The organism is Polynucleobacter sp. AP-Sanab-80-C2, assembly GCF_035012965.1.
Lineage (GTDB): Bacteria > Pseudomonadota > Gammaproteobacteria > Burkholderiales > Burkholderiaceae > Polynucleobacter.
In genome coordinates, this window is record NZ_JAYGQS010000002.1 from 56,646 (window position 1) to 82,045 (window position 25,400).

Consider the following 25,400-nt stretch of genomic DNA (forward strand, 5'->3'; position numbering starts at 1 on the left):
GGGCCATGCCCTGCTTCTGTGAGATCTTCTTATTTAACTGACTTATCTAGCTGGAAGCTTACTGGCGCATCTTCATCGACTTTGCTCGTCGAGTTATCTGATTTATTTTCTTCGCCAGTGAAATTGAAATCCTGACTTTGTACGATTGCGGCAGGTTTATCTAAGAGAGTAGTGACTAGCGCTGGGAAAGCCATCACTACGACAACCATCATGAGTTGCAGTCCCACCCATGGCAATGCACCCCAATAAATATCACTACTTTTTACCTCTTTTGGTGCTACACCTCTGAGATAGAAGAGCGCAAAGCCAAAAGGAGGGTGCATAAAAGAAGTTTGCATATTCACGCACAGCATCACACCAAACCAAACTAGAGCTGCACTTGCTGCGGCTTGTGGATTCCCATTCATTGAGTCGAGCAATACGGGTGAGAGCAACTTGACTGCTACCGGGGCAAGCAAGGGCACCACAATAAAGGCGATTTCGAAGAAGTCTAGGAAGAACGCTAAGAAAAACACAAAAAGGTTTACAACAATCAGAAAGCCAATCCAGCCACCGGGCAGACTTGAAAAAAGTTCCTCAACCCAGCGACCCCCATCGACCCCTTGAAAGACTACTGAGAAACAAGTCGAGCCAATCAAAATGAAGACCACCATCGCTGTAATCCGCATGGTGTTTTGATAGGCCTCTTGAATGAGCCCTTTGAGATTGGGAATATTTGCGCGTCGTATCCAGGCGAGTAACAATGCACCCATCGCACCCATAGCGCCTGATTCTGTAGGAGTAGCAATCCCAGTCATGATGGTGCCAAGCACCAAGAAGATGAGTACTGCTGAAGGAATGATACCCATGAGGCATTTTTTCCAGAGAGACCAGCCCTTAAGCGTCAACTCACCCTCAGGGGCGGGTGGCAAATCATCTGGACGAATGCGTGCCAAGAAAAAAGTGTAAAGAGCAAATAAGGCAATTTGTAAAAGCGAAGGCCCCCATGCACCTAGATACATACTGCCCACATCTGCACTACCGCTTTGGGTTTTGAGTTGATCGGCTAAAACAATCAGAACTAGCGACGGGGGAACAAGTTGGGTAATCGTTCCAGAAGCCGCTAAAACACCCGTAGCGTAGCGCATGTTGTATCCGTAACGCATCATCACCGGCAAAGAGATCATCGCCATAGCGATCACCTGAGCCGCTACAGTGCCCGTAATTGCTCCCAAAATAAAGCCGACAATGATCACGGAATATCCTAGGCCTCCACGTACTCTGCCAAAGAGCTGCCCCATCGAGTCCAGCATTTCTTCGGCGAGGCCACAGCGTTCAAGGATCGCACCCATAAAGGTAAAGAAGGGGATTGCTAGAAGAAGATCATTGGCTAGAACACTGCCGAAGATACGCTGAGGAATAGCTTGTAAAAAAGCCATACCAAAAAAGCCTTCGCTCATGGCGATGAGAGAGAAGAATAAACCAGCCGCCATTAATGAGAATGCCACCGGAAAGCCAATCAACATAAAGATGACTAGACCGCCAAACATCAAGGGAGGCATCCATTCTAGGGAGATCATTGCATGGGCTTGTCGTAATGGAGATCTTCAACTGGCAAGATCATCTTCCCCCTGAGTGCACCGATGCGTTTGATCATTTCAGATAAGCCTTGCAGGCTCAACATAAAAAAACCAAAGGGCACAATCAATTTAATGGGGTAACGCGCAAGACCACCGGAGTTCATCGAATGTTCCATCACTAACCAGGATGGATAGAAGAGGGTAGTCCACGAGAGCCAAGTAAATAGCAGGCAGGCAGGCATTAAAAAAAACGTCAAACCAAAAAGATCTACCCAGAGTCGACCCCGATCTGAGAGTTGGGAGTAAATCAGATCAACCCGGACATGCTCATTACGCTTCAAGGTGTATGAAGTACCCAACATGACTGCAGCAGCAAACAAGTACCACTGTAATTCGAGTGGCCAGTTATTGCTGATATCAAGACCATAGCGGAGTAATGCGTTTGCCGCGGAGACTACACAAGACAATAGAATCATGATGCTAGCGGCCTTGCCTAGCAATTGATTAACGCGATCAATACCCGAAGAGAGTTTGGACCAAAACCCCATGTGATCTAGAGATCTGCACGGCCTCGCTTAATGGCAGCGAGTACTTGTGTGGGTGCCGTACCACCAGCATGCTGGCGAGATTGCACAGAGCCATCAACAGTGAGCAATGCAAAGACATCATCGCCAATGAGCTCTGGGCGATTATCTAAGCCACAAGCAAAGCGCAGTTCAGACAAGCTCAGATCAGTCAGCATGCAGTTTCTGCCAACGCAAGCTTTCACGGCGTGTGCAACAGCTTCATGGGCATCGCGGAAGGCTAAGCCTTTCTTCACCAAGTAGTCAGCTAAGTCGGTAGCAGTTGCAAAACCTTCTTCAGCAGCAGCTTTCATCACATCAGCCTTGACTTCAATATGGGGAACCATATCAGCAAAGATGCGTAAGGTATCTTGCACAGTGTCAACTGCATCAAATAAAGGCTCTTTGTCTTCCTGATTGTCTTTGTTATATGCCAAAGGCTGACTCTTCATTAGCGTCAATAAAGAAATCAAGTCACCATAGACGCGACCCGTTTTACCCCGTGCTAATTCTGGAACATCAGGGTTTTTCTTTTGCGGCATGATTGAGCTTCCTGTGCAGAAGCGATCTGGTAAATCGATAAAGCCAAAGCGTGGGCTCAGCCAAAGCACAAGCTCCTCTGATAGGCGAGAAACATGCATCATTAAAATAGATGCAAAAGCACAGAACTCAATCGCAAAGTCACGATCTGACACCGCATCTAAAGAGTTATTGCAGATACCGTCAAAACCGAGAGTCTTGGCAACTTGCTCGCGATCAATCGGATAGGTAGTGCCAGCTAATGCAGCGGCACCGAGAGGTAAGCGGTTAAAGCGAGCGCGTAAATCTGCCAGGCGACTTGCATCACGACTAAACATTTCGTAATAAGCCATCAAGTGATGACCAAAGGTAATGGGCTGGGCTACTTGAAGATGAGTATGACCCGGCATGATGGTGCCAGCATGCTTTTCTGCAAGATCCAATAGGGCGGTACGCAAGGTTTTTAAAGTGGCAGCAATCTCATCTACACTGCCACGCAACCACAAGCGCAAATCAGTAGCTACTTGATCGTTCCGCGAGCGACCGGTATGCAGGCGCTTACCTGCATCACCGACAAGCTCCGTTAGGCGGGCTTCAATATTAAGGTGGACATCTTCTAGGGCCAATTGCCAGTGAAATTCACCGGCCTCAATCTCACTTTTAATCTGAGCCATCCCTTTTTGAATGTCAGCTAAATCCTGGGCGCTGATGATCTTTTGGGCTGCTAGCATTTGGGCGTGAGCCAAGGAACCTGCGATATCGACCATCGCAAAGCGTTGATCAAAGCCAATAGAGGCTGTATAACGTTGAACAAGTTCGTCAACCGGTTCAGCAAAACGGGCCGACCAAGCTTGGGCTTTGTTGGCTAGGGAATTTTTGGATGAGCTCATAAACACAGTATATTGGTGTAGGTCTTTAATTATTTTAAATGTTATGTCCCAAAACTTAAATTCTGTATCCCCTTCAAGTGCTCTGGAAGCCCCAAAGCGTCTAGTTATCGCCTCCCGTGAAAGTCGTCTGGCTATGTGGCAAGCCGAACACGTGCGAGATTGCCTCAAAAAGCTCTATCCTGGCTGCGACGTGCAGATTCTGGGGATGACCACTCGGGGAGACCAAATTTTGGATCGAGCCCTCTCTAAAGTGGGTGGCAAGGGCCTTTTCGTCAAAGAATTAGAAACTGCCCTCGAAGATGGAAGAGCAGATTTAGCGGTACATTCCCTCAAAGATGTACCGATGGTGATGCCTGAGGGATTCGATCTATCTTGTGTGATGGCTAGAGAAGATGCCCGTGATGCCTTCGTATCGAATGATTATGCAAGCCTGGAAGATCTTCCAAAAGGTGCTGTTGTAGGCACCTCGAGTTTACGTCGCGAATCCGTACTCCGCGCTAAATTTCCTGATTTAGAAATTCAACCTTTACGTGGCAACTTAGATACGCGTATGAGTAAGTTGGATCGTGGCGAGTATCAAGCCATTATTTTGGCTGCAGCAGGATTAAAGCGCTTAGGTCTAGAAAATCGTATTCGTGCTTGTCTTCCGTACGATCCCTACACACCAGCCGCTGGGCAAGGTGCTTTAGGAATTGAGACGCTAAGTAGTCATCCTAATATCAAGCAATGGTTGTCGCCACTCAATGACCTGCCAACCCTATATGCTGTCTCAGCAGAACGCATGGTCTCGCGTCAGTTAGGCGGTTCTTGTGAAGTACCCTTGGCAGCGCATGCCGTATGGGATCAGAACCAAATGCAAATTCGGTCTTTTGTCGCCAGCACCGATGGCAAAGCAATTTGTTTGGCCAATGGCAATGCATCGGTTCAGTCAGTGGAAGATGCCGAAGCTTTGGGGCTTGCGGTTGCAAAAGATTTACTCGCTCAGGGCGCTGCTGATTTAATTCCAAACATCCCAAAATAAAATTCGATCAATAGTTGCGATGAGCACAAAAACGATTGTGATCACCAGGCCGAGCGGTCAAGCTCGCCAGTTGATCGAAGTGCTCACCCAAACTATCGAGAAGAGCGGGATTGCTAAGCGAAGTCTGCCAGAAATCGTTGCACTTCCTTTGTTAACGATTGTTCCTAAGGATGATGAGCAGCTTGCTGACCACATCGCTAGCACCTTAAAAGATGCTGACTTGGCAATCTTTGTTAGCCCTAATGCCGTTGAATCTGTCATGCGTTTGCTTGAGCGGGACTGGCAAGACTTTTCTAAGAAGATTATTCCGATTGGCGTCATGGGTGGAAGTAGTGCTTTAGCCCTCAGGAACCATGGCATTGGGTCAGAAGCAAATCCGACCCCTGTGTTGATGCCGAAAAATAATGAGCAATGGGATTCAGAAGGATTGTGGCAAGAACTGCAAGGGCTGCAGTGGGATTGGTCCAACAAGAAGGTTGTGATTTTTAAGGGTGAGGGTGGCCGCGATTGGCTGGCAGAGACCCTCAAAAAGTCTGGCGCAAGAGTAGAAGCCATCTCTACATACACTCGTGTGCCCTTGGATACTCATAATCCCGCATGGCACGCCATACAGCAAATGGACGTTTCTAAATCTCTTTGGCTGTTAACCTCATCTGAGGCAGTACGTTATCTTGGCCAAGTGATGAAGGATCAATTGGTGCAGGGCTTGCAAAGTGCTAGCGCCTTATGTCCGCATCACAATATCGCTGATGCAGCCAAAGCCATTGGCTTTGGTGAAGTGTTAACTACCGAGTCAGGCGATGAAGCCTTAATTAAGGCCACATTAGCATGGATCACGATTTCGTAGTTGAGTAGTTGAGCAGGGCTGGTAAGAAAATTTCGTTCACCAAAATTGGGTGACCCTTTAAACGATAAAGGGTACGCCGTGCCCACAACGGTGAGCTCAGACCAACATGACTCTTCGAGCATTTTTTCCATAGAGCACTGCTTTTATCTAAGCGAGCAATATCGCGAGCAGGCTTTACTTTCGAGTGCATGCGCGTTTTCGCAAAGAGCACTGCACCTAATGGCTTTGTTCCTAAGCGCAATACTGCATGATTGCTACCACTCGCACTGAAAGTAGGGATGATGCTATGCGCCATGACGAGAGGAATATTATTCACGCAGAGTAAAACCTCACGAACGCGACAGCGTCTGATTTTGAAATGAAAATAGCGACTCTCATCGCTATTTAAGGTTTGAGGACAATCACGCAAAACCTGAACTTGCAGTTTTTGACCAATCGCATCCTCAATTTTTTGGGTTAGAGACCCAGTGTCCCTTAGCCATGGTTGCCACTTTCGTGGCGCCCGATGAATTTGACCGGAACCGACTCGATTCCATGCAGAACGGAGACGATTGCGGTCAGTCATATTTAGCTACCGCTAAAGTTACGACGTTGGCCGCCAGACTTTGGTTTGGCAAAGCGTGGGCCGGCCGGACGTGCAGGACGGGAATCCGCAGAACGTGCAGGACGTGAATCCGCTGAGCGAGCTGGACGGGAGTCACCTGAGCGGCTTCCACTTGTATTACCGCCGCCACCGCCACCAAAGCGTGACTCAGAACGAGCGCCGGAGCCATAGCGACCACCACCGCCGCCTGAGCGATTACCGCCAAAGCCGCCGCCAGAGCGACCACCACCAGGGCGGCCACCGCCACCACCAAAGCTAGGCTTGGCTTGTGGCTCAAGACCTGCGATGACTGAAGCAACAATATCTTGTTGAGTAAAGCGTTCGATATTACGAATCTTGGCGCGATCGCGATGTTCAACCAAAGTGATTGCAACGCCATTACGACCAGCGCGACCTGTACGACCAATGCGGTGTGTATAGTCTTCAGGCTTCATTGGCAGACCAAAGTTAATGACGTGACTAATGCGTGGCACATCAATACCACGAGCCGCTACGTCGGTTGCTACCAAAATCTTGGTATGACCTTTACGAAGTGATTCGAGACGACGCATCCGTACAGCTTGAGGCATTGCACCGTGCAGGGCAGTAGCTTCGTAGCCATTAGCACGCAAGGTATCAGCGATCTTTTCACTTTCTACTTGAGTGCTTGCAAACACAACCGCTTGATCCAAAGAGGCGTCAGCCAAAATATGCTCAAGGAGTTTGTGCTTGTGCGACATGCTGTCAGCCCAGTGCAACTTCTGCTCAATGTTGGCATGCTTTTCACCGGCGTGAGCAAGTTCGATACGCTTAGCATCTGTAGTCAACTCGTTTGCTAAAGACATAATCTTGGGCGCAAAAGTTGCAGAGAACATCAAGGTTTGGTTGCGACCAGCACAACGTTTATCAATCGCTTCTAGATCATCAGCAAATCCCATGTCGAGCATGCGATCAGCTTCGTCAATCACGAGCTGCTTAACATCATCTAATCGAATTGCTTTGCTATCGCACAAGTCGAGTAAACGACCTGGGGTTGCAACAACTAGCAATGCACCTTTTAATGCTTGGATTTGTTTGCCGTAAGGCATACCACCCATGACAGTAGCAATGCGGATGCCTTTCATGCCACGAACTAAGTTCACTGCATCGGCGGCAACCTGTTGCGCTAACTCACGAGTAGGGCAGAGCACTAATACTTTAGGTTGTGCACGACCGGGTACAGGTGAATTATTTGGGTTGCTTTCAATCAGTTGATTAATTAAGGGCAATAAAAAGGCTGCGGTTTTACCGCTACCGGTTTGGCTGCTGACCAATAAGTCGCCACCGGCCAAAGCAGCAGGGATAACCTGAGCTTGCACAGCAGTAGCTTGGGTGAAACCTAGTTCAGCAACGTTTTTAAGAAGTGGCGCCGCTAAGGCGAAATTCTGGAATTCAGTTCCAGTGCTCTTTGAGTCATTCGACTCAGGTTTAGTTTCTTTAGAAAAAGTCATGCTATTACACATCCCCTTAAAGGGATGTCTCCGTATGTTGCACCCATGGTTTTTTATAGGGTGCGATGGTCAAAGGCATCGACCATCAGACAAGCGGCAGCGCGTTTTTTTAACTTCGGTGTTTATAACTTCTAAACGATACGCTGAAATAGAGCTGGGGGGCGATGAATCATATTGCTTAAAAAAGCCTCCCATTATGGCAGTTTGAGACTGTGATTACAAGGGTTTTCCCGAATTAATTATGATGTTGTGATGGAATGGTTCACATTAAGCCTCTTATCACCTTCAAATGCAGGAATCGTGGACTTCTCAAGTTATTTGCTTGGGACGCTGCTCATCATCTTGCTACCTGGCCCTAATTCGCTTTATGTATTAACAATTGCAACGCAAAGGGGTTGGCGTGCTGGCGCTTGGGGTGCGCTTGGAATATTCATCGGCGATTTAGTGTTGATGAGTGCTGTTGCTCTAGGAGCCGCATCACTCTTGATGTCCTCACCTTTACTGTTTCAGTGTGTACGCATCATCGGGGCAATCTATTTGGTTTGGTTGGGAATAGGTTTGCTACGAAGCGGGCAACAGCGCTGGACGACGCAATCGCATTCAAAAGTATTTGAGATTCAAGCACGCTTAATGCAATTACATCCGCTGCTCGCTGCTCTCTCACTTTCTTTAACAAACCCGAAAGCAATCTTTTTCTTTATCGCTTTCTTCTCGCAATTTATTCGGCCAGATTTTGCACATCCAGCCCTGACTTTTATTTACCTTGCAACGGTTCTGCAGATGATGAGCATGACCCATCTAACAGGGCTGATCTTTATTGGGCAATTTTTCTCAAAGTATTTCAAGCATCACTACCGCTTTACTGCGGCAGTATGGATGCTTGCAGGCATCCTATTTATTGGATTTGCAATTCGTTTAATGGTTGACTGACTACTTTAAGCGACGCAACAACTGCTCCACTTTTTTTCCATAAGGCGGACGCACAGCTTGAGTACCTTTTAAGAGGCTTGTGCCAAACAGCCCACGCACTTGAAGAATTGGTTTTTGGTGACTAAAGGTATCAAAGCCTGCTTTACCGTGATAGCTGCCCATGCCGCTAGCCCCCACGCCGCCAAAAGGTAAGGAATCAACGGTGGCATGCAAGAAGACATCGTTAACAGTGATGCCACCAGAGCGCGTGTTCTCTATCACTTGCTGCAAATACTTTTTATTTTTACCAAACCAGTACAAGGCTAAAGGGTTCGGTTTGCTATTGACATAAGCGATAGCGGCTACAGTATTGGCTACAGTGATGATTGGCAAAATCGGGCCAAAAATTTCTTCGTGCAGTACCCGAGCATCATGAGGAACATCAATTAAAGCAATGGGTTCAAAGCGTCTTCCGCCTGCAGCAGGATTATTTAATAGCGGGATGACTTTTGCACCACGCTCCACGGCATCACTAACAAGGTGCTGCCAACGCTCTAGCCGGGCATCATCAATCGGGCCAGCTAGCTCTTCTGGGTTACTAAATTGAGTCTGTGCTGCTGCTTGCAGTTCTTGAATGAACTCAGCCTGACTGCTACTTTCAATGAGAACATAGTCGGGCGCAATACAAGTTTGACCGCTATTGAGCAACTTGCCATAAGCAATCGCCGCAGCAGTTTCCTTAAGTTTTGCAGAGGTATCAATAATGGCAGGGGTCTTGCCGCCAAGTTCTAGTGTCACTGGTGTTAGGTTTTCTGCGGCTGCGCGCATCACTTTTTTGCCTATAGCCCCTGATCCGGTAAACAATAAATGGGCAAATGGTAGAGCGGCAAATGGTTCCGCTACATCAGGACCGCCAGTGCTGACGCAAAATTCACTAGGGTGAAAGTATTCTTGAATTAAGCCTGCCAAAAATCCAGAGGTACGTGAGCTCCGTTCGGAGGGCTTTAGCCAAACGCGATTGCCAGCAGCTAATGCAGCAATAGCAGGAAGGAGAGCTAACTGTATTGGATAGTTCCAAGGGCTCATGATGCCAACAACGCCAATCGATTGGTTTTCTAGCCAAGCCTCTGAAGAGCCCATATACCAGGGGGTTTCCATGGGTACTGGTCTCATCCAGTGTTTTAGATGCTTGCGAGTGTATTTGCAGGCTTGATACACCATCTGAAATTCAGCGAGGCGAGTTTCGATCGGATGGCGAACGCCAAAATCAGCGATCAAGGCCTTGCATAGCTTTTCTTCATTGGCCGCAATCATTTTTTCAATTCGACCAATGCGCTCGAGCCTCACTTCTAGGGTGGGGTTGGGTTCAGCTGCGTAGGCTGCTTTGATTTCATCAAACTGGATAGTGAAGCGATTCATAGCGGATTAATAGTTGGCAAACATGTAAATAAGGTATTAGGATAAAGCCATGACTGAAATTGCTGATAAAAACCCACCTTCCTTAGAGCGAGCAACCCTAGGCGGAGGATGTTTTTGGTGTCTTGAGGCTGTTTACCAGCAGATTCAAGGCGTGAAAAGTGTCGTCTCGGGCTATGCTGGGGGCGCTAGACCCAACCCCTCTTATGAATCCATTTGCACAGGTGTAACAGGCCATGCAGAAATTGTTGATATTCAATTTGATCCCCAGGTAATCTCTTTCAGAGATCTACTGGAAATCTTCTTTGTGATTCACGACCCTACCACCTTGAACTATCAAGGTAATGATCGTGGGACGCAATATCGTTCGGTGATTTTTACCCATAGTGACGAGCAGACCAAGATTTCTCATGAGGTCGTGCAAGAGTTGGAGAATTCTAAAGTTTATGCGGATCCGGTCGTGACGCAAATTGATGATGCGCCAACAATTTACCCAGCTGAAGATTATCACCAGAACTATTTCCAGCAACATCCCCATCAAGGGTATTGTGCTGCTGTAGTGGCACCAAAGTTGGCGAAATTTAGAGCGAAATTTAAATCGCTGATTGCGCCAAAGTATGCTTAATCGCTAAGGTGCTTAAGGAGCAAGGCGATTGATTTTCCAATTGCTGCCATCGCGCTTGTAATGAATGCGATCGTGCAGCCTAGAAGGGCGCCCTTGCCAAAATTCAATCTCGGTTGGGTTTAGGCGATAACCACCCCAGTGCTCAGGGCGTGGAGGTTTATCACCAAATTCAGACTTGAAGCGTTTTTCAGCTTCTTCTAAAAACTCTCGGTTTGGAATAGCAGTGCTTTGGGGGGAAGCCCAGGCACCAATGCGAGATGCTGGAGGACGAGAATGGAAATACTGATCACTTTCCTCTGGGCTAACGCGCTCGACAACTCCCTGAATGCGGACCTGGCGTTCTAACTCATGCCAATGAAAGAGGAGTGCGGCTTGAGGGCGCACAGCAAGCTCTTTACCCTTTTGGCTCTCGTAGTTAGTAAAAAAGGTAAAGCCATTTTCGTCGGCACCTTTTAGTAAGACAATACGGGCAGAGGGATTTCCGGCTTTATCGGCGGTAGCTAAGGTCATGGAATTAGGTTCAGGACACTCTGCTGTGATGGCCTGGTTAAACCAAAGCTGAAACAGCAGCAAAGGATTGTGTGGAACCTCAGATTCTGAAAGCTGACCAAAGGTGTAGTTTTTACGGAGTTGAGCAATAGAGTCCATTTATTCAGTATAAAGAGAAGCTATGGCAGAAGACAAGATTGAAAACGTGGATGAAGGTGGTGTTGAAGAGCGCCGCTTCGGAGGGGTTTCTAGACTCTATGGACCTGAGTTGCGTGCCCGCTTTCAGAATGCCACTGTTGTAGTAGCGGGCCTTGGTGGCGTGGGATCTTGGGCCGCAGAAGCGCTGGCACGAACTGGCATTGGCCATTTAGTACTGGTCGATTTTGATCATATTGCAGAGAGTAATACCAATCGTCAGTTACATGCATTCGATGGTCAGTATGGCAAGGCTAAAGTCGAAGCAATGACCCAACGTATTTTGCAAATCAATCCTGAAATTCAACTAACTGCCTGTGATGAATTTTTAGAGCCAGAGAATCTCGACCGCATTATTCCTATGAATGCTTATGTTTTGGATGCTACTGATTCAGTGCAAACCAAAATTGCACTCTCAGTTTGGGCTCGGAAAAATCAGCGCGCTTTAGTCATGTGTGGTGCAGCCGGCGGCAAAACTGATCCTACTTCGGTACGCTGTGATGATTTATCCCGCACTGAACAAGATGCCTTGCTAGCCAAAGTACGCCAAGGGTTACGGCAGGACCATGGTTTCTCTAGAAACCTAAAACACCAGATTGGTATTCGAGCCATCTACTCTCATGAGCCTCGTGCTGGTGCTAGTACCGGCGGATTGGCTTGTTCTGGTTACGGCTCAACTGTCATGGTTACGGCCACTTGCGGTTTAGCTGCTGCTGCAGAGATCCTCAATCTGATCGGTCAAGATCAAAAATAATGGCATTGACCAGTTAGTTCAGAAAAATTCCTATAAATCCTTAAGGGGATTCCCTGTAGGAAATTACTGATTCTGTTGCAGTCATATCCAGCAAACGAACCTGATGCCTCATGATTTAAAAGCAATTTATATTTGCTGAGTATTTACTTTTGATCATTTAGTCACTTTAGTTATTTTTATCCCCTAGTGCAGATGACAAGTCCTCCCTAGACTTTGCTTCGTTGGTAAACCGCCAACGACAAATCGAAAGGAGGTCTCTTTTGCAGACTGAACAAACCGGCTTGAAACGCCACCTTAAAGTAAGGCACATTCGTTTAATGGCCTTAGGTTCAACGATTGGCGTTGGATTATTTCTGGGATCTGCGAGTGCAATACAAATCGCTGGACCGTCCATTCTCTTGGGATATCTACTTGCCGGAATCGTGGCATTCATCGTATTACGCACTCTAGGTGAGATGGCGGTGCATGAGCCCGTGGCAGGCTCTTTTGCTGCTTACGCCAATAACTATGTTGGACCACTAGCGGGGTATATGGTGGGTTGGGGTTATTGGACCTACTGGATTGTGGTCGGAATCGCCGAGGTCACAGCAGTTGGGATCTATATGGGGATCTGGTTTCCAGAGATACCTCAATGGGTTTGGGCGTTATCGTCGATCGTCATGATGGGTCTGATCAATCTCATTGCCGTAAAAGTATTTGGTGAGTTTGAGTTTTGGTTTGCGCTCATTAAGGTGGTAGCCATTGTGGCGATGATCACATTGGGTGGATCAGTCATTCTCTTTGGCTTTACGAATGATTGGCAGCCAATCGGCCTAAGTAATCTTTGGCAGCATGGTGGTTTCTTCCCTAATGGCATTAGCGGTATGCTGCTCTCTTTGCAAATGGTCTTATTTGCATACGTTGGCATCGAGATGATTGGTCTTTCTGCTGGAGAGGCGGAGAATCCGAAGAAAACGATACCCATGGCGATTGACTCTTTAGCTTGGCGCATCCTCATTTTCTATATGGGTGCGATCTTGGTTATCTTAGCGATCTTTCCATGGAATGAGGTAGGTCAGCAGGGCAGTCCATTTGTGGTGATGTTTGAGCGGATCGGCTTACGCGAGGCAGCCGGGTTGATCAACTTCGTAGTGATCACTGCGGCTCTCTCATCATGCAATGCTGGTATCTTCAGCGGTGGTCGACTTTTGTATGCTTTGTCATCAAACGGCTATGCCCCAGCGTCTTTTGCCAAGCTCTCAAAGTATGGTGTGCCGCATCGTGCGGTGATAGTAACTGTGGCGGTTTGTATGTCAGGCGTAGTGCTGAACTACTTTGTGCCTGATAAGGCCTTCCAATACATCATGGCAGCGGTCACCTTTGTGGGCTTGATGGTATGGATTGCCATCTTGTTTACCCAAATGAAGTTCCGTCGCTCTTTAAGCAAAGCGCAAGTAGCTGAATTGGGTTACCGCGCACCTTGGTGGCCTTATTCCTCATGGTTTGCTCTGGCATTTATTTTCTTAGTAGTAGTGCTGATGGGCTTTCATGAAGATGCGCGCATGGCCTTGATATTAGGCCCATGTCTATTAGGGGTGTATCTCGCGATGTTTTACATCGTTGGCTTGCACCGTAAAACAAAAAATAGTCGTCAATTTAAATAACAGGAGATAGCAATGATTATTGGCGTTCCACAAGAAGTAAAAAATAATGAATTTAGGGTGGGCCTCACACCAGGTAATGTCAGTGGCTTATGTAAGCAAGGGCATTCGGTATTGATTCAAAGAGGTGCTGGGATGCAAATTGGTTTGAGTGATGAGTCCTATCGTATTGCAGGTGCTACTTTGATCAACAGTGCAGCAGAAGTATTTCAGAAGGCAGAGATGATTGTGAAGGTGAAAGAGCCCCAGCCACAAGAATGTGCCATGCTGCGTGAGGATCAAATTTTATTTACCTATTTACATCTCGCGCCAGATCCAGCCCAAACCAAAGCCTTATTAGCATCCGGCGCGACATGTATTGCTTATGAGACGGTTACCGCCATGAATGGTGCTTTGCCTTTACTTGCTCCCATGAGTGAAGTAGCAGGACGAATGTCGATTCAGGCTGCAGCTTCCCATTTAGAAAAAACCCATGGTGGTTTGGGAGTATTGATGGCAGGTGTACCTGGTGTCTCGCCGGCTAAGATTGTGATTTTGGGTGGTGGAGTAGTCGGTCGCAATGCTTTACAAATGGCAGTAGGTATGGGCGCAGATGTCTGCATCTTCGATCGCGATATTGATCGCCTGCGTCAGATTGATATGTTCTATGGCAATCGCGTACGCACTTTTTATTCTGATAGTTTGTTAATTGAACAAGAAGTGTGTGAGGCTGATGTGGTGATTGGCGCCGTTCTTTTGCCAGGTGCTGCTGCACCTAAACTGGTGACACGAGAGATGGTCAAGAAAATGAAAGCAGGTGCGGTGATTGTGGATGTTGCGATTGACCAGGGCGGTTGCTTTGAAACATCGAAACCGACCACTCATGCAGATCCGACCTTCCTGGTGGATGGAGTACTGCATTACTGCGTAGCCAATATGCCAGGTGCAGTCGCAAGGACATCTACCTTTGCATTAACCAATGCAACCTATCCTTTTGTAGAGGCGTTAGCTAATCGTGGGGTGGTGAAGGCATTATCGATTGACCATCACCTACGCAATGGCTTGAGTGTTCATAAAGGTGTTTTGACTTCTCAGCCTGTCGCACAGGCTCAGGGTCTTGACTTTGCTCTTGCGGAGGAGCTCTTTGTAGTCTAGTCACCTGAAGGATTTACACTGGCTAGATACTTACTCATTAAAGCCACAAGATCCATGGACGTTTCAGCCTTAACCCTCTCCGCTGGTGTAGTTGCATTAGCGGAGATGGGTGACAAAACCCAATTACTTTCTTTAATGCTTGCTGCTCGCTACCCTAGGCAAGCACTAGCCATCATTGCAGGTATTTTTATTGCCACGATTGCAAACCATGCCTGCGCTGCCTTACTTGGACACTGGCTGATGACCCTAGTTTCTCCAGATGTGATGCGTTGGATTTTGGGCGCCAGTTTTTTAGGGATTGGTTTATGGCTTTTGGTTCCCGATCATATTGATGATGCGGCAGATTCTAAAGTGGCCGATCGTGCGCTTCAGGTATTGATGCTGACGGTTGTCCTATTCTTCTTGGCTGAGATGGGAGATAAGACGCAAATTGCAACTATTGCTTTGGGTGCTCGATATGAGGATGTGGTTTCGGTAACGATCGGCACTACATTGGGGATGATGTTGGCTAATGCCCCAGCGGTATGGATTGGTCAGAAATTTACCCAACGTATGCCAATCAAATGGGTGCATGCTGTTGCAGCAATCACGTTTATTGCTATTGGTGTGGCCACTCTGGCATGGAGTTAAGCTAATCCTCTACATTTGGGGATCTCTCGACTTAAAATAGTCAGATGAAAACTGATCTGCCTCAGAGCTTTCGTCGGCTCGAATATCTTCCCCCCGTATATACCTTTGACCAAGTTGAGTTGGATATTGCTTTAGATCCCGCCCGCACGATCGTGAAAAGCAAAATCGAAGTATTACCAGGCAAAAGTTTTGAACCTGGCGCACCTTTAGTGTTGGTTGGTCAGGAGTTGGAGTTTGTGAGTTTACGGATTAATGGCGAAGCGCATCGCCATTTTGAACTCACCCCAGAAACTTTGAGTATTCATTCTTTGCCAAATGAGGGTAAAGATAAATTCATTGTTGAAATTATTTCAGTGTGCGTTCCCAATAAGAACACCAGCCTCATGGGACTATATGTTTCGAATGGGAACTTCTTTACGCAATGTGAAGCAGAAGGCTTTCGGAAGATTACTTATTTCTTAGATCGCCCTGATGTGATGGCGCGTTATCGTGTGACTCTGCGAGCGCGTGAAGCTGAATGCCCTGTACTCCTTTCAAATGGCAATTTATTAAAAGAAGAGAAGTTACCCAACGGTTGGCATAGCGCAAGCTGGGAAGATCCATTTCCAAAACCCTCTTATTTATTTGCCTTAGTTGCTGGCAAGTTGGAGTGCATCGAAGAAACCATCACTGCTAGCAGTGGTGCCAAAAAGTTATTACAGATCTGGGTTGAACCGCATGATCTGAAGAAGACCCGTCATGCTATGGATTCATTGATTGCCTCGATTCATTGGGATGAAATGCGCTTTGGTTTGGAGTTGGATCTTGAGCGTTTCATGATTGTTGCAGTAGGTGACTTCAATATGGGTGCGATGGAGAACAAGGGCTTGAATATCTTCAATACCAAGTTTGTTCTAGCTCAAGCTGAAACTGCAACAGACGCTGACTTTGCCAATATTGAAAGCGTTGTAGCCCATGAGTATTTTCATAATTGGACCGGTAATCGAGTGACCTGCCAAGATTGGTTTCAACTTTCCCTCAAAGAAGGCCTAACTGTCTTTAGGGATCAAGAGTTTTCCGCAGATCAAATGGGTACTGAGTCTGGCAGGGCGGTTAAGCGTATCGAAGACGTGAGATTGCTACGTCAATTGCAATTTCCAGAGGATGCGGGTCCGATGGCCCATCCCATTCGCCCTGATGAGTATCAGGAGATTAATAACTTCTATACCGTTACCGTATATGAAAAGGGTTCAGAGGTTGTCCGAATGTATCAGACCTTGCTGGGCAGAGAAGGTTTTCGCAAGGGTATGGATTTGTATTTCAAGCGCCATGATGGACAGGCGGTCACTTGTGATGATTTCTTAGCGGCGATGGCTGATGCTAACGGTAAAGACCTCACTCAGTTCAGAAACTGGTATAGCCAAGCAGGTACGCCACGGGTGAAAGTGGCAGAGCACTATGATGCGGTCAATCATCAGTATCAACTCACTCTGACGCAAAGCTGTGCTCCAAGCCCTAGTCAGAATGAGAAAAAGCCATTTCATATTCCACTAAAGATCCGCTTGATTAATGCTGCCAATGATCAAACAGAGCAATTACTAGAGCTTACTGAACCAACTCAGTCGTGGACCTTTGACAATCTCACTGAGCGTCCCGTTCTATCTATTAATCGTAATTTCTCTGCGCCAATTAACATCGATTTTGAGCAAAGCGAGGTAGATCTCTTAACCTTATTCTCTAGCGATGATGATCCTTTTAATCGCTGGGAGGCGGGTCAAAAACTAGCCATGCAAATGATTTTGAACAAGCGCTTGCCTGATTCTGGTCTGATTGACGCTTACCGCAATCTATTGCTTGATCCCAATTTAGATCCTGCATTTAAAGAGCTTGCTTTGACGCTGCCTGCAGAGTCTTATTTATATGAGCAGTGCGCTAGTGTAGATCCCCAAAAAATCTTTACTGCACGTCGTGCATTCCGAAGAGAAATTGCTAAGCAGTTGCAACTAGAGTGGGCTGCGCTTTATCAGCAGAACCAAACGCCTGGACCATTTAAGTCTGATGCTCTTGATTCAGGAAAGCGTGCGCTCAAAAATCTCGCTCTCACTATGTTGCTTGAGGCTGATCTAAAGATTTGGGCGCCAATGGCAGCAAATCAATATCAAATTGCTGACAATATGACTGATCGCTATGCCGCATTGGCGACATTAGTCATTCATGGTGCTACGCCTGCCAATGATTGTTTGCATGATTTCTTTAGTCGCTTTGTAAACGATGCTCTGGTAATTGATAAGTGGTTTGCATTGCAATCGAGCCGTCCACCGGTTGATGGACTTGAGCTAACTCTTACTGATGTCAAACGTTTGCGTGAGCACCCAGCATTCAAGCTGAACAATCCAAATCGTGTACGTAGTGTGATTCATGCTTTTTGTGCCAACAATCTAGCAAGCTTTCATCAAGCTGATGGCAGTGGTTACGCTTTTTGGGCTGAAAGTGTCTTAGCTCTAGATCCCATTAATCCACAAGTTGCTGCGCGCCTCGCTAGAGCATTGGATCGCTGGCGCCTGTTTGCAGAGCCTTATCAAGGCAAGATGAAGACTGCCTTAGAGCGGGTGGCTGCATGCCCAACCCTCTCGCCAGATGTGCGCGAGGTTATTGGTAAGGCTTTGGGGGACTGATTTCTTATGACTTCGTTAGTGAAGTTGTTGGTTATAAGAAATACCAAGCTGGATCGCTAGTGACTCAAGGTGTTTATCAAGAGTCCAAATGAGTGCATTTTCTGATAGAAGAGTGGAGGCAAGCAGAGAGATGTCAATTGCACCGCATCCGGATTCATGAAGTTTATGCGTTTCAATAAACTGCAATGTTTCTTCGGTATTGGCTACAGTAGCTTGCTGCAGTTTTTTTAAATAATTTAGAGTTCTTGAGCGTGGCGACGGAGGAGATCCGCATGAAAGCTCAATCAAAATTAGAGGGTGGCATAGAATTCGATCATTTACTAACAAAGACGTAAATGATGGATTCAATTTTCTGAAGTGAGATACCCACACTGAGGTATCCGCTAAAACCATCGTCATGTTTATTGAGCACCATTGGATTTGCGCCGAGGAATGTTTTTCATTTGGGGCGCCTTACCCCCTAACGCAGCAAGTCGTTTAGCGATTTGTACCCGTACAAATACATTCATGGCTTCACGGAAAAGGTCTGCCTTATCCATGCCAGGATCAGCAAGATCTAGCCCGCTTTGATATAGGTCGTCATCAATGGTTACTGTAGTTCTCATGATTATTCTCATCAAATTTGATGTAAAACAACATCAATTTAGTCATCATATACGATGATTTTAGTCTTGAAAAGAGGAAAATTAGATCGAAAGCAAATAAGAACCTTCTTTTAGGTAAAACTTTCATTACAGGGCAAAATAGACCCTAATCTCAATAGCACCTTGGAGAAATCGCTTTGTCTTCCAGTACCCATACAAATTTCAAGCAATATCTAGCAACAACTAAATCTCAGGGCGTAGCAATTCCCGTTGGACTACAAGATTTGCTGGTTGCTGTTGTTAATACTTGTTCTACCTTAAGTCATGAAGTCGCTCAAGGAGCTTTAATTGGTTTATTAGGATCCGCAGGCACTGGTAATGTGCAAGGTGAAGTTCAGCAAAAGCTAGACATCATTGCCAACGATTTATTAATTGAGGGCGTTAAAGCTTGTAAGTCACTTGCTGGGCTGGCGTCTGAAGAAATGGAATTACCAGTACCAGTGCAAGGTACCGGCGACTATCTTTTATTGTTTGATCCATTAGATGGCTCTTCCAATATCGATGTGAATGTGTCTATCGGCACGATCTTTTCGGTACTCAAAAAGCAAGATCCACAAGCGTCATTACAAACTTCTGACTTTCTATTATCGGGTCGTCACCAAGTAGCGGCGGGTTATGTGGTGTATGGCCCTCAAACAACGATGGCTTTAACTTTGGGTGATGGCGTAGTGATGTTTACCTTAAATAAAGTGACCGGTGAGTTCTTGTTGATTAAAGATGCTGTCACGATTTCGCACTCTACTAAAGAATTTGCTATCAATATGTCTAATATGCGCCATTGGGCTGACCCAGTGCGCCGTTATGTAGAAGAGTGTTTAGCTGGTGCAGGTGGTGCGCGTGAAAAAGATTTTAATATGCGCTGGATTGCATCGATGGTGGCTGATGTGCATCGTGTTTTATCCCGAGGTGGTGTTTTTATGTACCCCTGGGATCAACGTGAGCCCCATAAACCCGGGAAATTGCGCTTAATGTATGAAGCCAATCCAATGAGCTTTTTGGTTGAACAAGCAGGTGGTGCGTCTACAAATGGTAAAGATCTGATTATGGATTTACAACCTACAGATTTGCATGAGCGTGTCTCTGTCATGCTGGGATCTAAAGAAGAGATTGATCGCTTACAGCATTACCATGCTTAAAGTGAATTAAAAAATCAAACCCAGTTTTCTAGCTTTAAGCCAGAAACTCTTGAAAACTCTTTGAGATTATTAGTGACTAGCGGTAAGTCTAATGCTAGCGCTTGTGCTGCAATCATCGTATCTAGCGAACCAATGGGTTGTCCTTGTTTCTCTAACTGAGCGCGCAATGTAGCATAGGCCCAAATGCAGTTGCTATCAAAAGGAACAATAGTCATTGGCGCTAGAAATAAATTGAGTGCCTGTTTATTTCTGATTGAATTTGTTTTTTCTACGCCATAAGCGAGCTCCGCAGCAACAATGGTAGATACACCAATCTCGCCAGACTGAAATGATTTGAAACGCTCTAGAACGCTAGGTGGTTTTTGATTGATGATGTAGATACAAATATTGGTGTCTAGCAAAATCAAGGGGCAATCTCCACCCGATCTTGTTGCTCTGGTTGATCACGAGTTAATTGCAGTCCTGGCTCAAAACTGTCTAAAGACGCGCAAATTGCTGTAAATAAACCATTTTTTGGCAAGAGGAGGACGCCGCCAGCAAAGTGCTGCACAGTGACTTCGGAATCTGTAAAACGATATTCCTTGGGAAGTCGCACCGCTTGGCTACGACCGGTTTTGAAGATTTGGGCTATGTCCATGATTTCCCCTCTTTTGATATGTATCAGTGATATATACTTTAATGAGATTCAATCTTTTTAGCAAGCCTATTTTTCAGTAGGATTGAGAATGCAAAAGGCCCAATCATAAGACTGGGCCTTTTAAATAGGGTTTAGCATTTTTACTTCATTGATTATGGCTTTACCTTTTCCTTTAAGTAGGCTAAAGACTCTTCTACTTGGTCAATCAGAATCAAGCAAACATCGCCTTCAGCAACTTCATTCAAGGCAGTATCAATTGCTTTGAATTCTCCATGGATCTCTTTCACTTGTTTGGCTTTCGTAGTGCCAACTAAGCCCTCTTGCAAAAGCTTTAAGACTTCGCCATCTTCACGACCACGTTGGCAAGCATCTTGATAGAGGATGACGTTATCAAAAGCGTTGCCCAAGATGCGCGTGAGATCCCGAATGTCTTCATCGCGACGATCTCCGGCACCACTAATAACCACATGACTTTTCTTGGGCTTCATAGATTCAACAGCACTTGCTAAAGCACGCATCGCATCAGGGTTATGACCATAGTCAGCAATTACCGTAGCTCCCTTGTGTTTGAATTGATTAAAGCGCCCTGGTACAGCGTTGGCAGTACTCTCAAAGCTATTTAAGCCACGCGCAATCTTCTCAGCATCAAGGCCTAAGGCCCAAGCAGCACCAATGGCTGCCATAGCATTTTCAATCTGAAAACCAAGTACGCCATTTTGGGTGAGGGGGATTTCGCTTACAGGGAAGCGATACATTACGCGCGATCCTTTAGAGGCAACAATGTAAGTGCCATCAAAGAAGATGACTTTCTTATTCTTGGCGCGATGCGCAGTGATGACGGGGTGATGTTGATTTTGGGCAAAGAAGATGACCCGCCCAGAGCACTTATCACCCATCTTGGCAACCATAGGATCTGCTCCATTGAGAACAGCCGCACCAGTTGGTGCTACGTTTTGCACAATCACCCGTTTTAGGATCGCTAAATCTTCTACGCTAGAGATATAGTTCAATCCTAAGTGGTCGCCTTCACCAATATTGGTTACTACGGCAACTTCACAACGATCAAAGCCCAAGCCCTCACGCAATAAACCGCCGCGAGCAGTTTCTAGAACAGCAGCATCGACATCGGGATGCATTAATACGTTGCGCGCACTTTTAGGGCCACTGCAATCACCGGTATCAATCAGGCGATGATTGATATATACGCCATCAGTGCCAGTCATGCCGACCCTCAGACCAGTTTCGGTGAGGAGGTGGGATATTAAACGGACTGTGGTTGTTTTGCCGTTAGTTCCCGTCACAGCAACTACTGGAATGCGGCCATCTTCGCCTGGCGGGAACATCGTATTAATAATGTCTTCTCCTACAGGGCGGCCTTTGCCGTAGGAGGGCTTTAAATGCATGCGCAATCCTGGGGCAGCATTGACTTCAACAATGCCGCCACCTTGTTGTTCTAAAGGTTTATAAATGGATTCGCAAAGGATATCTACGCCGGCGATATCTAAACCAATCATCTGGGCGGCCGCTATAGCACTAGCAGCGACGTCAGGGTGAACATCATCGGTAACATCGGTAGCAGTACCGCCGGTACTGAGGTTGGCATTATTGCGTAATAACACGCGCTCACCAGTTTTAGGAACGTATTGTGGTGTGAGTCCAGAGCTTGCTAGATGAGCTAATGCAATATCGTCAAAGCGAATCTTGGTTAATGCTGTTGCATGTCCATCGCCCCGCAATGGATTTTGATTTTCTTTTTCAACCAGTTCTGCAACAGTGTGTTTGCCATCGCCAACTACTTGAGCAGGCTCACGACGGGCTGCAGCAGACAAACGATTACCAACGACGAGTAAGCGATAGTCAGCACCAGGAAGATATCGCTCTACGATCGTCTCGCGTCCAAAGCCTTGGGTGACTTCAAAGCCTGCACGGACTTCTTCTTCGGTTTGGATATTGGCAACTACGCCTTTTCCTTGATTGCCATCTTTTGGTTTGAGCACAATCGGGCCACCAATCTTTTGAGCAGCACGCCATGCATCATCTACATTAGTCACAACTTCACCAATCGGCACAGATACTCCAGCCGCAGCCAAGAGATTTTTGGTAAGCTCCTTATCTTGTGCAATGGCTTCAGCAATAGCACTGGTGTCGCTGGTCTCTGCTGCCTGAATTCGTTTTTGTTTGCTGCCCCAGCCAAATTGCACCATGCTGCCTTCGGTCATACGGCGGAAGGGAATGTTACGCTGAAGTGCTGCATCAACGATTGAGCCAGTGCTTGGTCCAAGGCGCACATCTTCGTACAAAGCTTCTAACTCTGAGAGTGCTGCAGCTAAATCAAAAGGAGCATCGTTTAGGGTTGCTTGAATCAATGCAAAACCAAAGTCAAAGGCCATACGGCCAACAACTTCTTCGATGTATTCAACGACTACTTGATATACGCCGTCATCTATTGTTTGAACTGTACGACTGAAAGTCACAGGACAACCTGCTTGAGCTTGTAATCCCAGGGCAGCATGTTCTAGTGCATGCGCTAATGAGAGGGGCTCAGTTAAACCACCACGACGCATGCTTCCCAGTTGTGGAAAGCGTTCGCGAATCTTCGTTTCAAATTGGGGAATAGCATCAATCGAGCGCTCAGAAGGATCGCAAGTAACGATGGCTTCTAGGGCAGTGTGGCGGCTCCATAAATTGGGGCCACGTAGCATACGAATACGGGTGATTTCCAATTAAGCCCCTATTGCAGTTGTAGCATCTGGTACATAAGTTTCTGCACCAGCTTCAATCACGTTAAACGGAATGTCTAATGCCCAAGCAGCAGCAATCGCAGCGCCGAGATTCATAGTCTTCCATGGCATGGCGCTATTAGATTCAGAGTGGCGCGGCACGGGGATTGATTTTTGATCCAGCTTTCCAGACTTCAAGGTAATTTGTTGTTTGCCAACTAGTACGACGCGACCACCATTGAGCAGATGATTTTTAATCACTTCTGAATCTGAATGCTCGCTAAAGAAAATCACCTCACCATCACATAGCTCAGCCATCTGCAGACACATTGGATCATCGGCGTTTAGAACCCCCACACCGGTTGGTAGAACTACATCAATTTGAGTGCGCACAATACTAAAGACCTGATCTTCATCATAGATAGCGTACTGTGGGAAGTTGGCTTTAGGATCAACATTGAGTACGACACCAACTTGGCAGCGATCATAGGCCAATCCTTCGATCAGCATAGATAGGTGGTTATTTTCAATCACCGCCGCTTCTACGGCACGATTCAGGAGGGTGCGACGTGCGTTTTCCCAATTGGATGCATTGGTATTTGGAATCGAGCGACTGCCAAAAAATAAACCTTTACTGCAAGACAAACCAACATAGACGTTTGTGAGGCGTAGGAAATGAGCAATCATTTCAGCAACGGGTGTTTTGCCGCTCTCGCCACAAATGCCTACTAGTGGAATGCGGAAATCTGTGCCCTGAGGAAATAGGTGGTTTGCAATCTCTTTACCAACGGGTTGAGGTTTGCCACTAGCGGGCTTGAGATGCATTAGAAGACCTGGGCCAGCATTGACTTCTACGATGGCAGCGTTTTGCTCAGCAAGTGGGTGGCTAATGTCTTGGGCTACCAAATCAACGCCTGCAATTTCTAAACCAACCACACGTGCTGCTAGGGCTACTTGACTAGCAACATCAGGATGAACTAAATCGGTGACATCAAATGCTACATTGCCGTTACTCTGAATCAATACCTTTTGGTCTGTTGCTGGAATGCTAGTGCCAGTTAATTGTTGGCGAGCAAGTTCGAGTTCTACTGCAGAATCAATACGTACTGGATTGAGTGGATGTTCTTCTGCGGTGCCGCGACGGGGATCAGAATTAATCTGAATCTGAATCAGTTCTTGAACAGTATGTTTGCCATCGCCAGTGACCCATACAGTTTCCCCTTTTGCCGCAGCGACAACTTTGTTACCAACTACGAGTAAGCGATGTTCATCGCCAACAATATGACGCTCCACCAATACTTCGCTACCCTCATCAATGGCTACTGCGTAAGCAGCTTCAATTTCTTGTTGGGTATACAGATTAATAAACACACCTCGACCATGATTACCGTCGATGGGTTTGACAACCACTGGCAAGCCAATATCCTGTGCGGCCTCCCAGGCATCATCAGGACTAGTAACAGTTCGGCCTTCTGGGGTTGGTACGCCAGCGCTGCGTAGCAAACTCTTCGTTAAATCTTTATCACGGGAAATTGTTTCAGCGATTGCGCTAGTTTGATCTGTTTCAGCAGTCCAGATGCGCCGCTGTTTTGCGCCGTAACCCAATTGAACTAAATTGCCTGCCGATAAGCGGATAGAAGGAATGCCACGCTCCTCAGCTGCATTAACGATGCAAGCAGTGCTAGGTCCTAGTAATAAATCATCACCAATGTCACGCAGACTCTCAATAATATTTTGAACTTCAGCAACACAATCTTTATTGTCTTGCGCAAGAGCAAGAAAGAGGTCGCGTGCGTACTTGAGGGCGGTGAGGGTGACTTCCTCATTGATCGCGCTTACCATCACTTTGTAGACACCACGGCGATCACCGTCACGCGCTTTACCAAAGCCACCTGGAATACCTGCTAGGTTTTGCAACTCGAGCGTCAGGTGCTCCATGATGTGAGCAGGCCAAGTGCCTTCTTCGACGCGCTTGAGAAAGCCACCGGTTTCTCCGTAGCTGCAGCGATGTTCAACTAAGCTAGGCAGCGCTTTAACCAGGCGGTCATAAAAGCCGGGAATCAGATTAGAGGGATAGTCTTCAAGATCCCCGATATCAATCCAAACCTCAATCACGGGATGGTAAGTCCACATATTGGGGCCACGGAGATGCTTAACACTCAGGATCTCGATGGATTTATCTAGTAATTGGGGCATGTATGGTGTTGCAAAGGGGTTGGCGCCTGGATTTAGCAGGTGGCGCTGTTCACTGTCTCTCTGTTTATAGTTTTATTGAAAATCTACAAAAATAGCAAAAATACATAAAAAGGACTACTTGCCTAATTTAACGGTTTTCTACCCCCGAA

General features: G+C 46.6%; 23 protein-coding genes. 10 read left to right on the top strand and 13 right to left on the bottom strand.

All coding sequences use genetic code 11. The features are described from left to right. Positions 1-29 precede the first annotated feature (29 nt). Genes VC178_RS03485 through argH form a run of 3 tightly spaced genes read right to left on the bottom strand, consistent with a single transcriptional unit; the run spans position 30 to position 3,531 of the window. On the bottom strand, positions 30-1,559 hold the full coding sequence (locus VC178_RS03485; protein ID WP_323481614.1) for a TRAP transporter large permease subunit: 1,530 nt from the start codon (positions 1,557-1,559) through the stop codon (positions 30-32). After that, entirely contained in the window at positions 1,556-2,107 is a 552-nt protein-coding gene (locus tag VC178_RS03490; RefSeq protein WP_215296625.1) for a TRAP transporter small permease subunit, read from the bottom strand. The genes VC178_RS03485 and VC178_RS03490 overlap by 4 nt, the downstream gene beginning before the upstream one ends. 5 nt (positions 2,108-2,112) lie before the next feature. After that, positions 2,113-3,531: an argininosuccinate lyase gene (gene argH, locus VC178_RS03495; protein WP_215296626.1), complete on the bottom strand. Its 1,419-nt coding sequence runs from the start codon at positions 3,529-3,531 to the stop codon at positions 2,113-2,115. Between the two features lie 43 nt (positions 3,532-3,574). On the opposite strand from argH, the gene hemC reads away from it, so the two are divergent. Both hemC and VC178_RS03505 read left to right on the top strand, forming a co-directional pair. Then, positions 3,575-4,552 (top strand): hydroxymethylbilane synthase, encoded by a 978-nt coding sequence (hemC, locus tag VC178_RS03500; protein WP_251370057.1) that lies wholly within the window; start codon positions 3,575-3,577, stop codon positions 4,550-4,552. Between the two features lie 19 nt (positions 4,553-4,571). Then, complete coding sequence (locus tag VC178_RS03505) at positions 4,572-5,399, top strand: uroporphyrinogen-III synthase (RefSeq protein ID WP_215296627.1); 828 nt, start codon at positions 4,572-4,574, stop codon at positions 5,397-5,399. Here VC178_RS03505 and VC178_RS03510 read toward each other — a convergent pair. Both VC178_RS03510 and VC178_RS03515 read right to left on the bottom strand, forming a co-directional pair. Further along, positions 5,386-5,964, bottom strand: a complete 579-nt coding sequence (locus VC178_RS03510; protein ID WP_215296628.1) for a chorismate--pyruvate lyase family protein — start codon at positions 5,962-5,964, stop codon at positions 5,386-5,388. The genes VC178_RS03505 and VC178_RS03510 overlap by 14 nt on opposite strands. Before the next feature lie 2 nt (positions 5,965-5,966). Beyond that, a complete protein-coding gene (locus VC178_RS03515) occupies positions 5,967-7,472 on the bottom strand; it encodes a DEAD/DEAH box helicase (protein ID WP_215320000.1) in 1,506 nt (501 codons plus the stop codon). Positions 7,473-7,724: 252 nt separating this feature from the next. Between VC178_RS03515 and leuE the strand changes: the two genes are divergently transcribed. After that, positions 7,725-8,402, top strand: a complete 678-nt coding sequence (gene leuE, locus VC178_RS03520) for a leucine efflux protein LeuE (RefSeq protein ID WP_323481615.1) — start codon at positions 7,725-7,727, stop codon at positions 8,400-8,402. Here leuE and VC178_RS03525 read toward each other — a convergent pair whose 3' ends face one another. Further along, the gene (locus VC178_RS03525; protein WP_323481616.1) at positions 8,403-9,800 is read right to left on the bottom strand and encodes an aldehyde dehydrogenase family protein; all 1,398 of its coding nucleotides are present in this window, start codon (positions 9,798-9,800) and stop codon (positions 8,403-8,405) included. It lies immediately after the preceding gene. A gap of 49 nt (positions 9,801-9,849) precedes the next feature. Between VC178_RS03525 and msrA the strand changes: the two genes are divergently transcribed. Beyond that, positions 9,850-10,422 carry a peptide-methionine (S)-S-oxide reductase MsrA gene (msrA, locus tag VC178_RS03530; protein ID WP_323481617.1) on the top strand — a complete coding sequence of 191 codons (573 nt, stop codon included), beginning with the start codon at positions 9,850-9,852 and terminating at the stop codon, positions 10,420-10,422. A 12-nt stretch (positions 10,423-10,434) separates the two neighbouring features. On the opposite strand, the gene pdxH is transcribed toward msrA, so the two are convergent. Continuing rightward, a complete protein-coding gene (pdxH, locus tag VC178_RS03535; protein ID WP_323481618.1) occupies positions 10,435-11,070 on the bottom strand; it encodes a pyridoxamine 5'-phosphate oxidase in 636 nt (211 codons plus the stop codon). Positions 11,071-11,092: 22 nt separating this feature from the next. Between pdxH and VC178_RS03540 the strand changes: the two genes are divergently transcribed. The 5 genes from VC178_RS03540 to pepN all read left to right on the top strand — a co-directional run bounded on the left by VC178_RS03540 (position 11,093) and on the right by pepN (position 17,918). Further along, positions 11,093-11,860, top strand: coding sequence for a ThiF family adenylyltransferase (locus VC178_RS03540; protein WP_216124001.1), 768 nt, complete (start codon positions 11,093-11,095; stop codon positions 11,858-11,860). A gap of 317 nt (positions 11,861-12,177) precedes the next feature. Then, positions 12,178-13,503, top strand: coding sequence for an amino acid permease (locus VC178_RS03545; protein WP_304608872.1), 1,326 nt, complete (start codon positions 12,178-12,180; stop codon positions 13,501-13,503). Positions 13,504-13,515: 12 nt separating this feature from the next. Beyond that, a complete protein-coding gene (gene ald / locus VC178_RS03550; RefSeq protein ID WP_215296636.1) occupies positions 13,516-14,634 on the top strand; it encodes an alanine dehydrogenase in 1,119 nt (372 codons plus the stop codon). Between the two features lie 54 nt (positions 14,635-14,688). Further along, a complete protein-coding gene (locus VC178_RS03555; RefSeq protein ID WP_323481619.1) occupies positions 14,689-15,264 on the top strand; it encodes a TMEM165/GDT1 family protein in 576 nt (191 codons plus the stop codon). Between the two features lie 44 nt (positions 15,265-15,308). Next, positions 15,309-17,918: an aminopeptidase N gene (gene pepN, locus VC178_RS03560; RefSeq protein ID WP_323481620.1), complete on the top strand. Its 2,610-nt coding sequence runs from the start codon at positions 15,309-15,311 to the stop codon at positions 17,916-17,918. A gap of 15 nt (positions 17,919-17,933) precedes the next feature. Here pepN and VC178_RS03565 read toward each other — a convergent pair whose 3' ends face one another. Further along, complete coding sequence (locus tag VC178_RS03565; RefSeq protein ID WP_323481621.1) at positions 17,934-18,317, bottom strand: VapC toxin family PIN domain ribonuclease; 384 nt, start codon at positions 18,315-18,317, stop codon at positions 17,934-17,936. A gap of 2 nt (positions 18,318-18,319) precedes the next feature. Then, positions 18,320-18,523 carry a type II toxin-antitoxin system VapB family antitoxin gene (locus tag VC178_RS03570; protein ID WP_215296639.1) on the bottom strand — a complete coding sequence of 68 codons (204 nt, stop codon included), beginning with the start codon at positions 18,521-18,523 and terminating at the stop codon, positions 18,320-18,322. Between the two features lie 176 nt (positions 18,524-18,699). On the opposite strand from VC178_RS03570, the gene VC178_RS03575 reads away from it, so the two are divergent. Continuing rightward, positions 18,700-19,698 carry a class 1 fructose-bisphosphatase gene (locus VC178_RS03575; RefSeq protein ID WP_323481622.1) on the top strand — a complete coding sequence of 333 codons (999 nt, stop codon included), beginning with the start codon at positions 18,700-18,702 and terminating at the stop codon, positions 19,696-19,698. A 14-nt stretch (positions 19,699-19,712) separates the two neighbouring features. On the opposite strand, the gene vapC is transcribed toward VC178_RS03575, so the two are convergent. From vapC to cphA (VC178_RS03595), 4 genes are all read right to left on the bottom strand, one after another. After that, positions 19,713-20,105: a type II toxin-antitoxin system tRNA(fMet)-specific endonuclease VapC gene (vapC, locus tag VC178_RS03580; RefSeq protein WP_323481623.1), complete on the bottom strand. Its 393-nt coding sequence runs from the start codon at positions 20,103-20,105 to the stop codon at positions 19,713-19,715. Continuing rightward, positions 20,102-20,335 carry an antitoxin gene (locus VC178_RS03585; RefSeq protein WP_215296641.1) on the bottom strand — a complete coding sequence of 78 codons (234 nt, stop codon included), beginning with the start codon at positions 20,333-20,335 and terminating at the stop codon, positions 20,102-20,104. The genes vapC and VC178_RS03585 overlap by 4 nt, the downstream gene beginning before the upstream one ends. 152 nt (positions 20,336-20,487) lie before the next feature. Continuing rightward, entirely contained in the window at positions 20,488-23,058 is a 2,571-nt protein-coding gene (gene cphA, locus VC178_RS03590; RefSeq protein ID WP_215296642.1) for a cyanophycin synthetase, read from the bottom strand. Continuing rightward, entirely contained in the window at positions 23,059-25,251 is a 2,193-nt protein-coding gene (cphA, locus tag VC178_RS03595; RefSeq protein ID WP_323481624.1) for a cyanophycin synthetase, read from the bottom strand. It lies immediately after the preceding gene. Positions 25,252-25,400: the final 149 nt, after the last annotated feature.

Bases quoted from the DNA above. Each gene is read 5' to 3' on its own strand.
- VC178_RS03485 (WP_323481614.1), bottom strand. From the start codon at position 1,559: ATGATCTCCCTAGAATGGATGCCTCCCTTGATGTTTGGCGGTCTAGTC.
- VC178_RS03490 (WP_215296625.1), bottom strand. From the start codon at position 2,107: ATGGGGTTTTGGTCCAAACTCTCTTCGGGTATTGATCGCGTTAATCAA.
- argH (WP_215296626.1), bottom strand. From the start codon at position 3,531: ATGAGCTCATCCAAAAATTCCCTAGCCAACAAAGCCCAAGCTTGGTCG.
- hemC (WP_251370057.1), top strand. From the start codon at position 3,575: ATGTCCCAAAACTTAAATTCTGTATCCCCTTCAAGTGCTCTGGAAGCC.
- VC178_RS03505 (WP_215296627.1), top strand. From the start codon at position 4,572: ATGAGCACAAAAACGATTGTGATCACCAGGCCGAGCGGTCAAGCTCGC.
- VC178_RS03510 (WP_215296628.1), bottom strand. From the start codon at position 5,964: ATGACTGACCGCAATCGTCTCCGTTCTGCATGGAATCGAGTCGGTTCC.
- VC178_RS03515 (WP_215320000.1), bottom strand. From the start codon at position 7,472: ATGACTTTTTCTAAAGAAACTAAACCTGAGTCGAATGACTCAAAGAGC.
- leuE (WP_323481615.1), top strand. From the start codon at position 7,725: ATGGAATGGTTCACATTAAGCCTCTTATCACCTTCAAATGCAGGAATC.
- VC178_RS03525 (WP_323481616.1), bottom strand. From the start codon at position 9,800: ATGAATCGCTTCACTATCCAGTTTGATGAAATCAAAGCAGCCTACGCA.
- msrA (WP_323481617.1), top strand. From the start codon at position 9,850: ATGACTGAAATTGCTGATAAAAACCCACCTTCCTTAGAGCGAGCAACC.
- pdxH (WP_323481618.1), bottom strand. From the start codon at position 11,070: ATGGACTCTATTGCTCAACTCCGTAAAAACTACACCTTTGGTCAGCTT.
- VC178_RS03540 (WP_216124001.1), top strand. From the start codon at position 11,093: ATGGCAGAAGACAAGATTGAAAACGTGGATGAAGGTGGTGTTGAAGAG.
- VC178_RS03545 (WP_304608872.1), top strand. From the start codon at position 12,178: ATGGCCTTAGGTTCAACGATTGGCGTTGGATTATTTCTGGGATCTGCG.
- ald (WP_215296636.1), top strand. From the start codon at position 13,516: ATGATTATTGGCGTTCCACAAGAAGTAAAAAATAATGAATTTAGGGTG.
- VC178_RS03555 (WP_323481619.1), top strand. From the start codon at position 14,689: ATGGACGTTTCAGCCTTAACCCTCTCCGCTGGTGTAGTTGCATTAGCG.
- pepN (WP_323481620.1), top strand. From the start codon at position 15,309: ATGAAAACTGATCTGCCTCAGAGCTTTCGTCGGCTCGAATATCTTCCC.
- VC178_RS03565 (WP_323481621.1), bottom strand. From the start codon at position 18,317: ATGACGATGGTTTTAGCGGATACCTCAGTGTGGGTATCTCACTTCAGA.
- VC178_RS03570 (WP_215296639.1), bottom strand. From the start codon at position 18,523: ATGAGAACTACAGTAACCATTGATGACGACCTATATCAAAGCGGGCTA.
- VC178_RS03585 (WP_215296641.1), bottom strand. From the start codon at position 20,335: ATGGACATAGCCCAAATCTTCAAAACCGGTCGTAGCCAAGCGGTGCGA.
- cphA (WP_323481624.1), bottom strand. From the start codon at position 25,251: ATGCCCCAATTACTAGATAAATCCATCGAGATCCTGAGTGTTAAGCAT.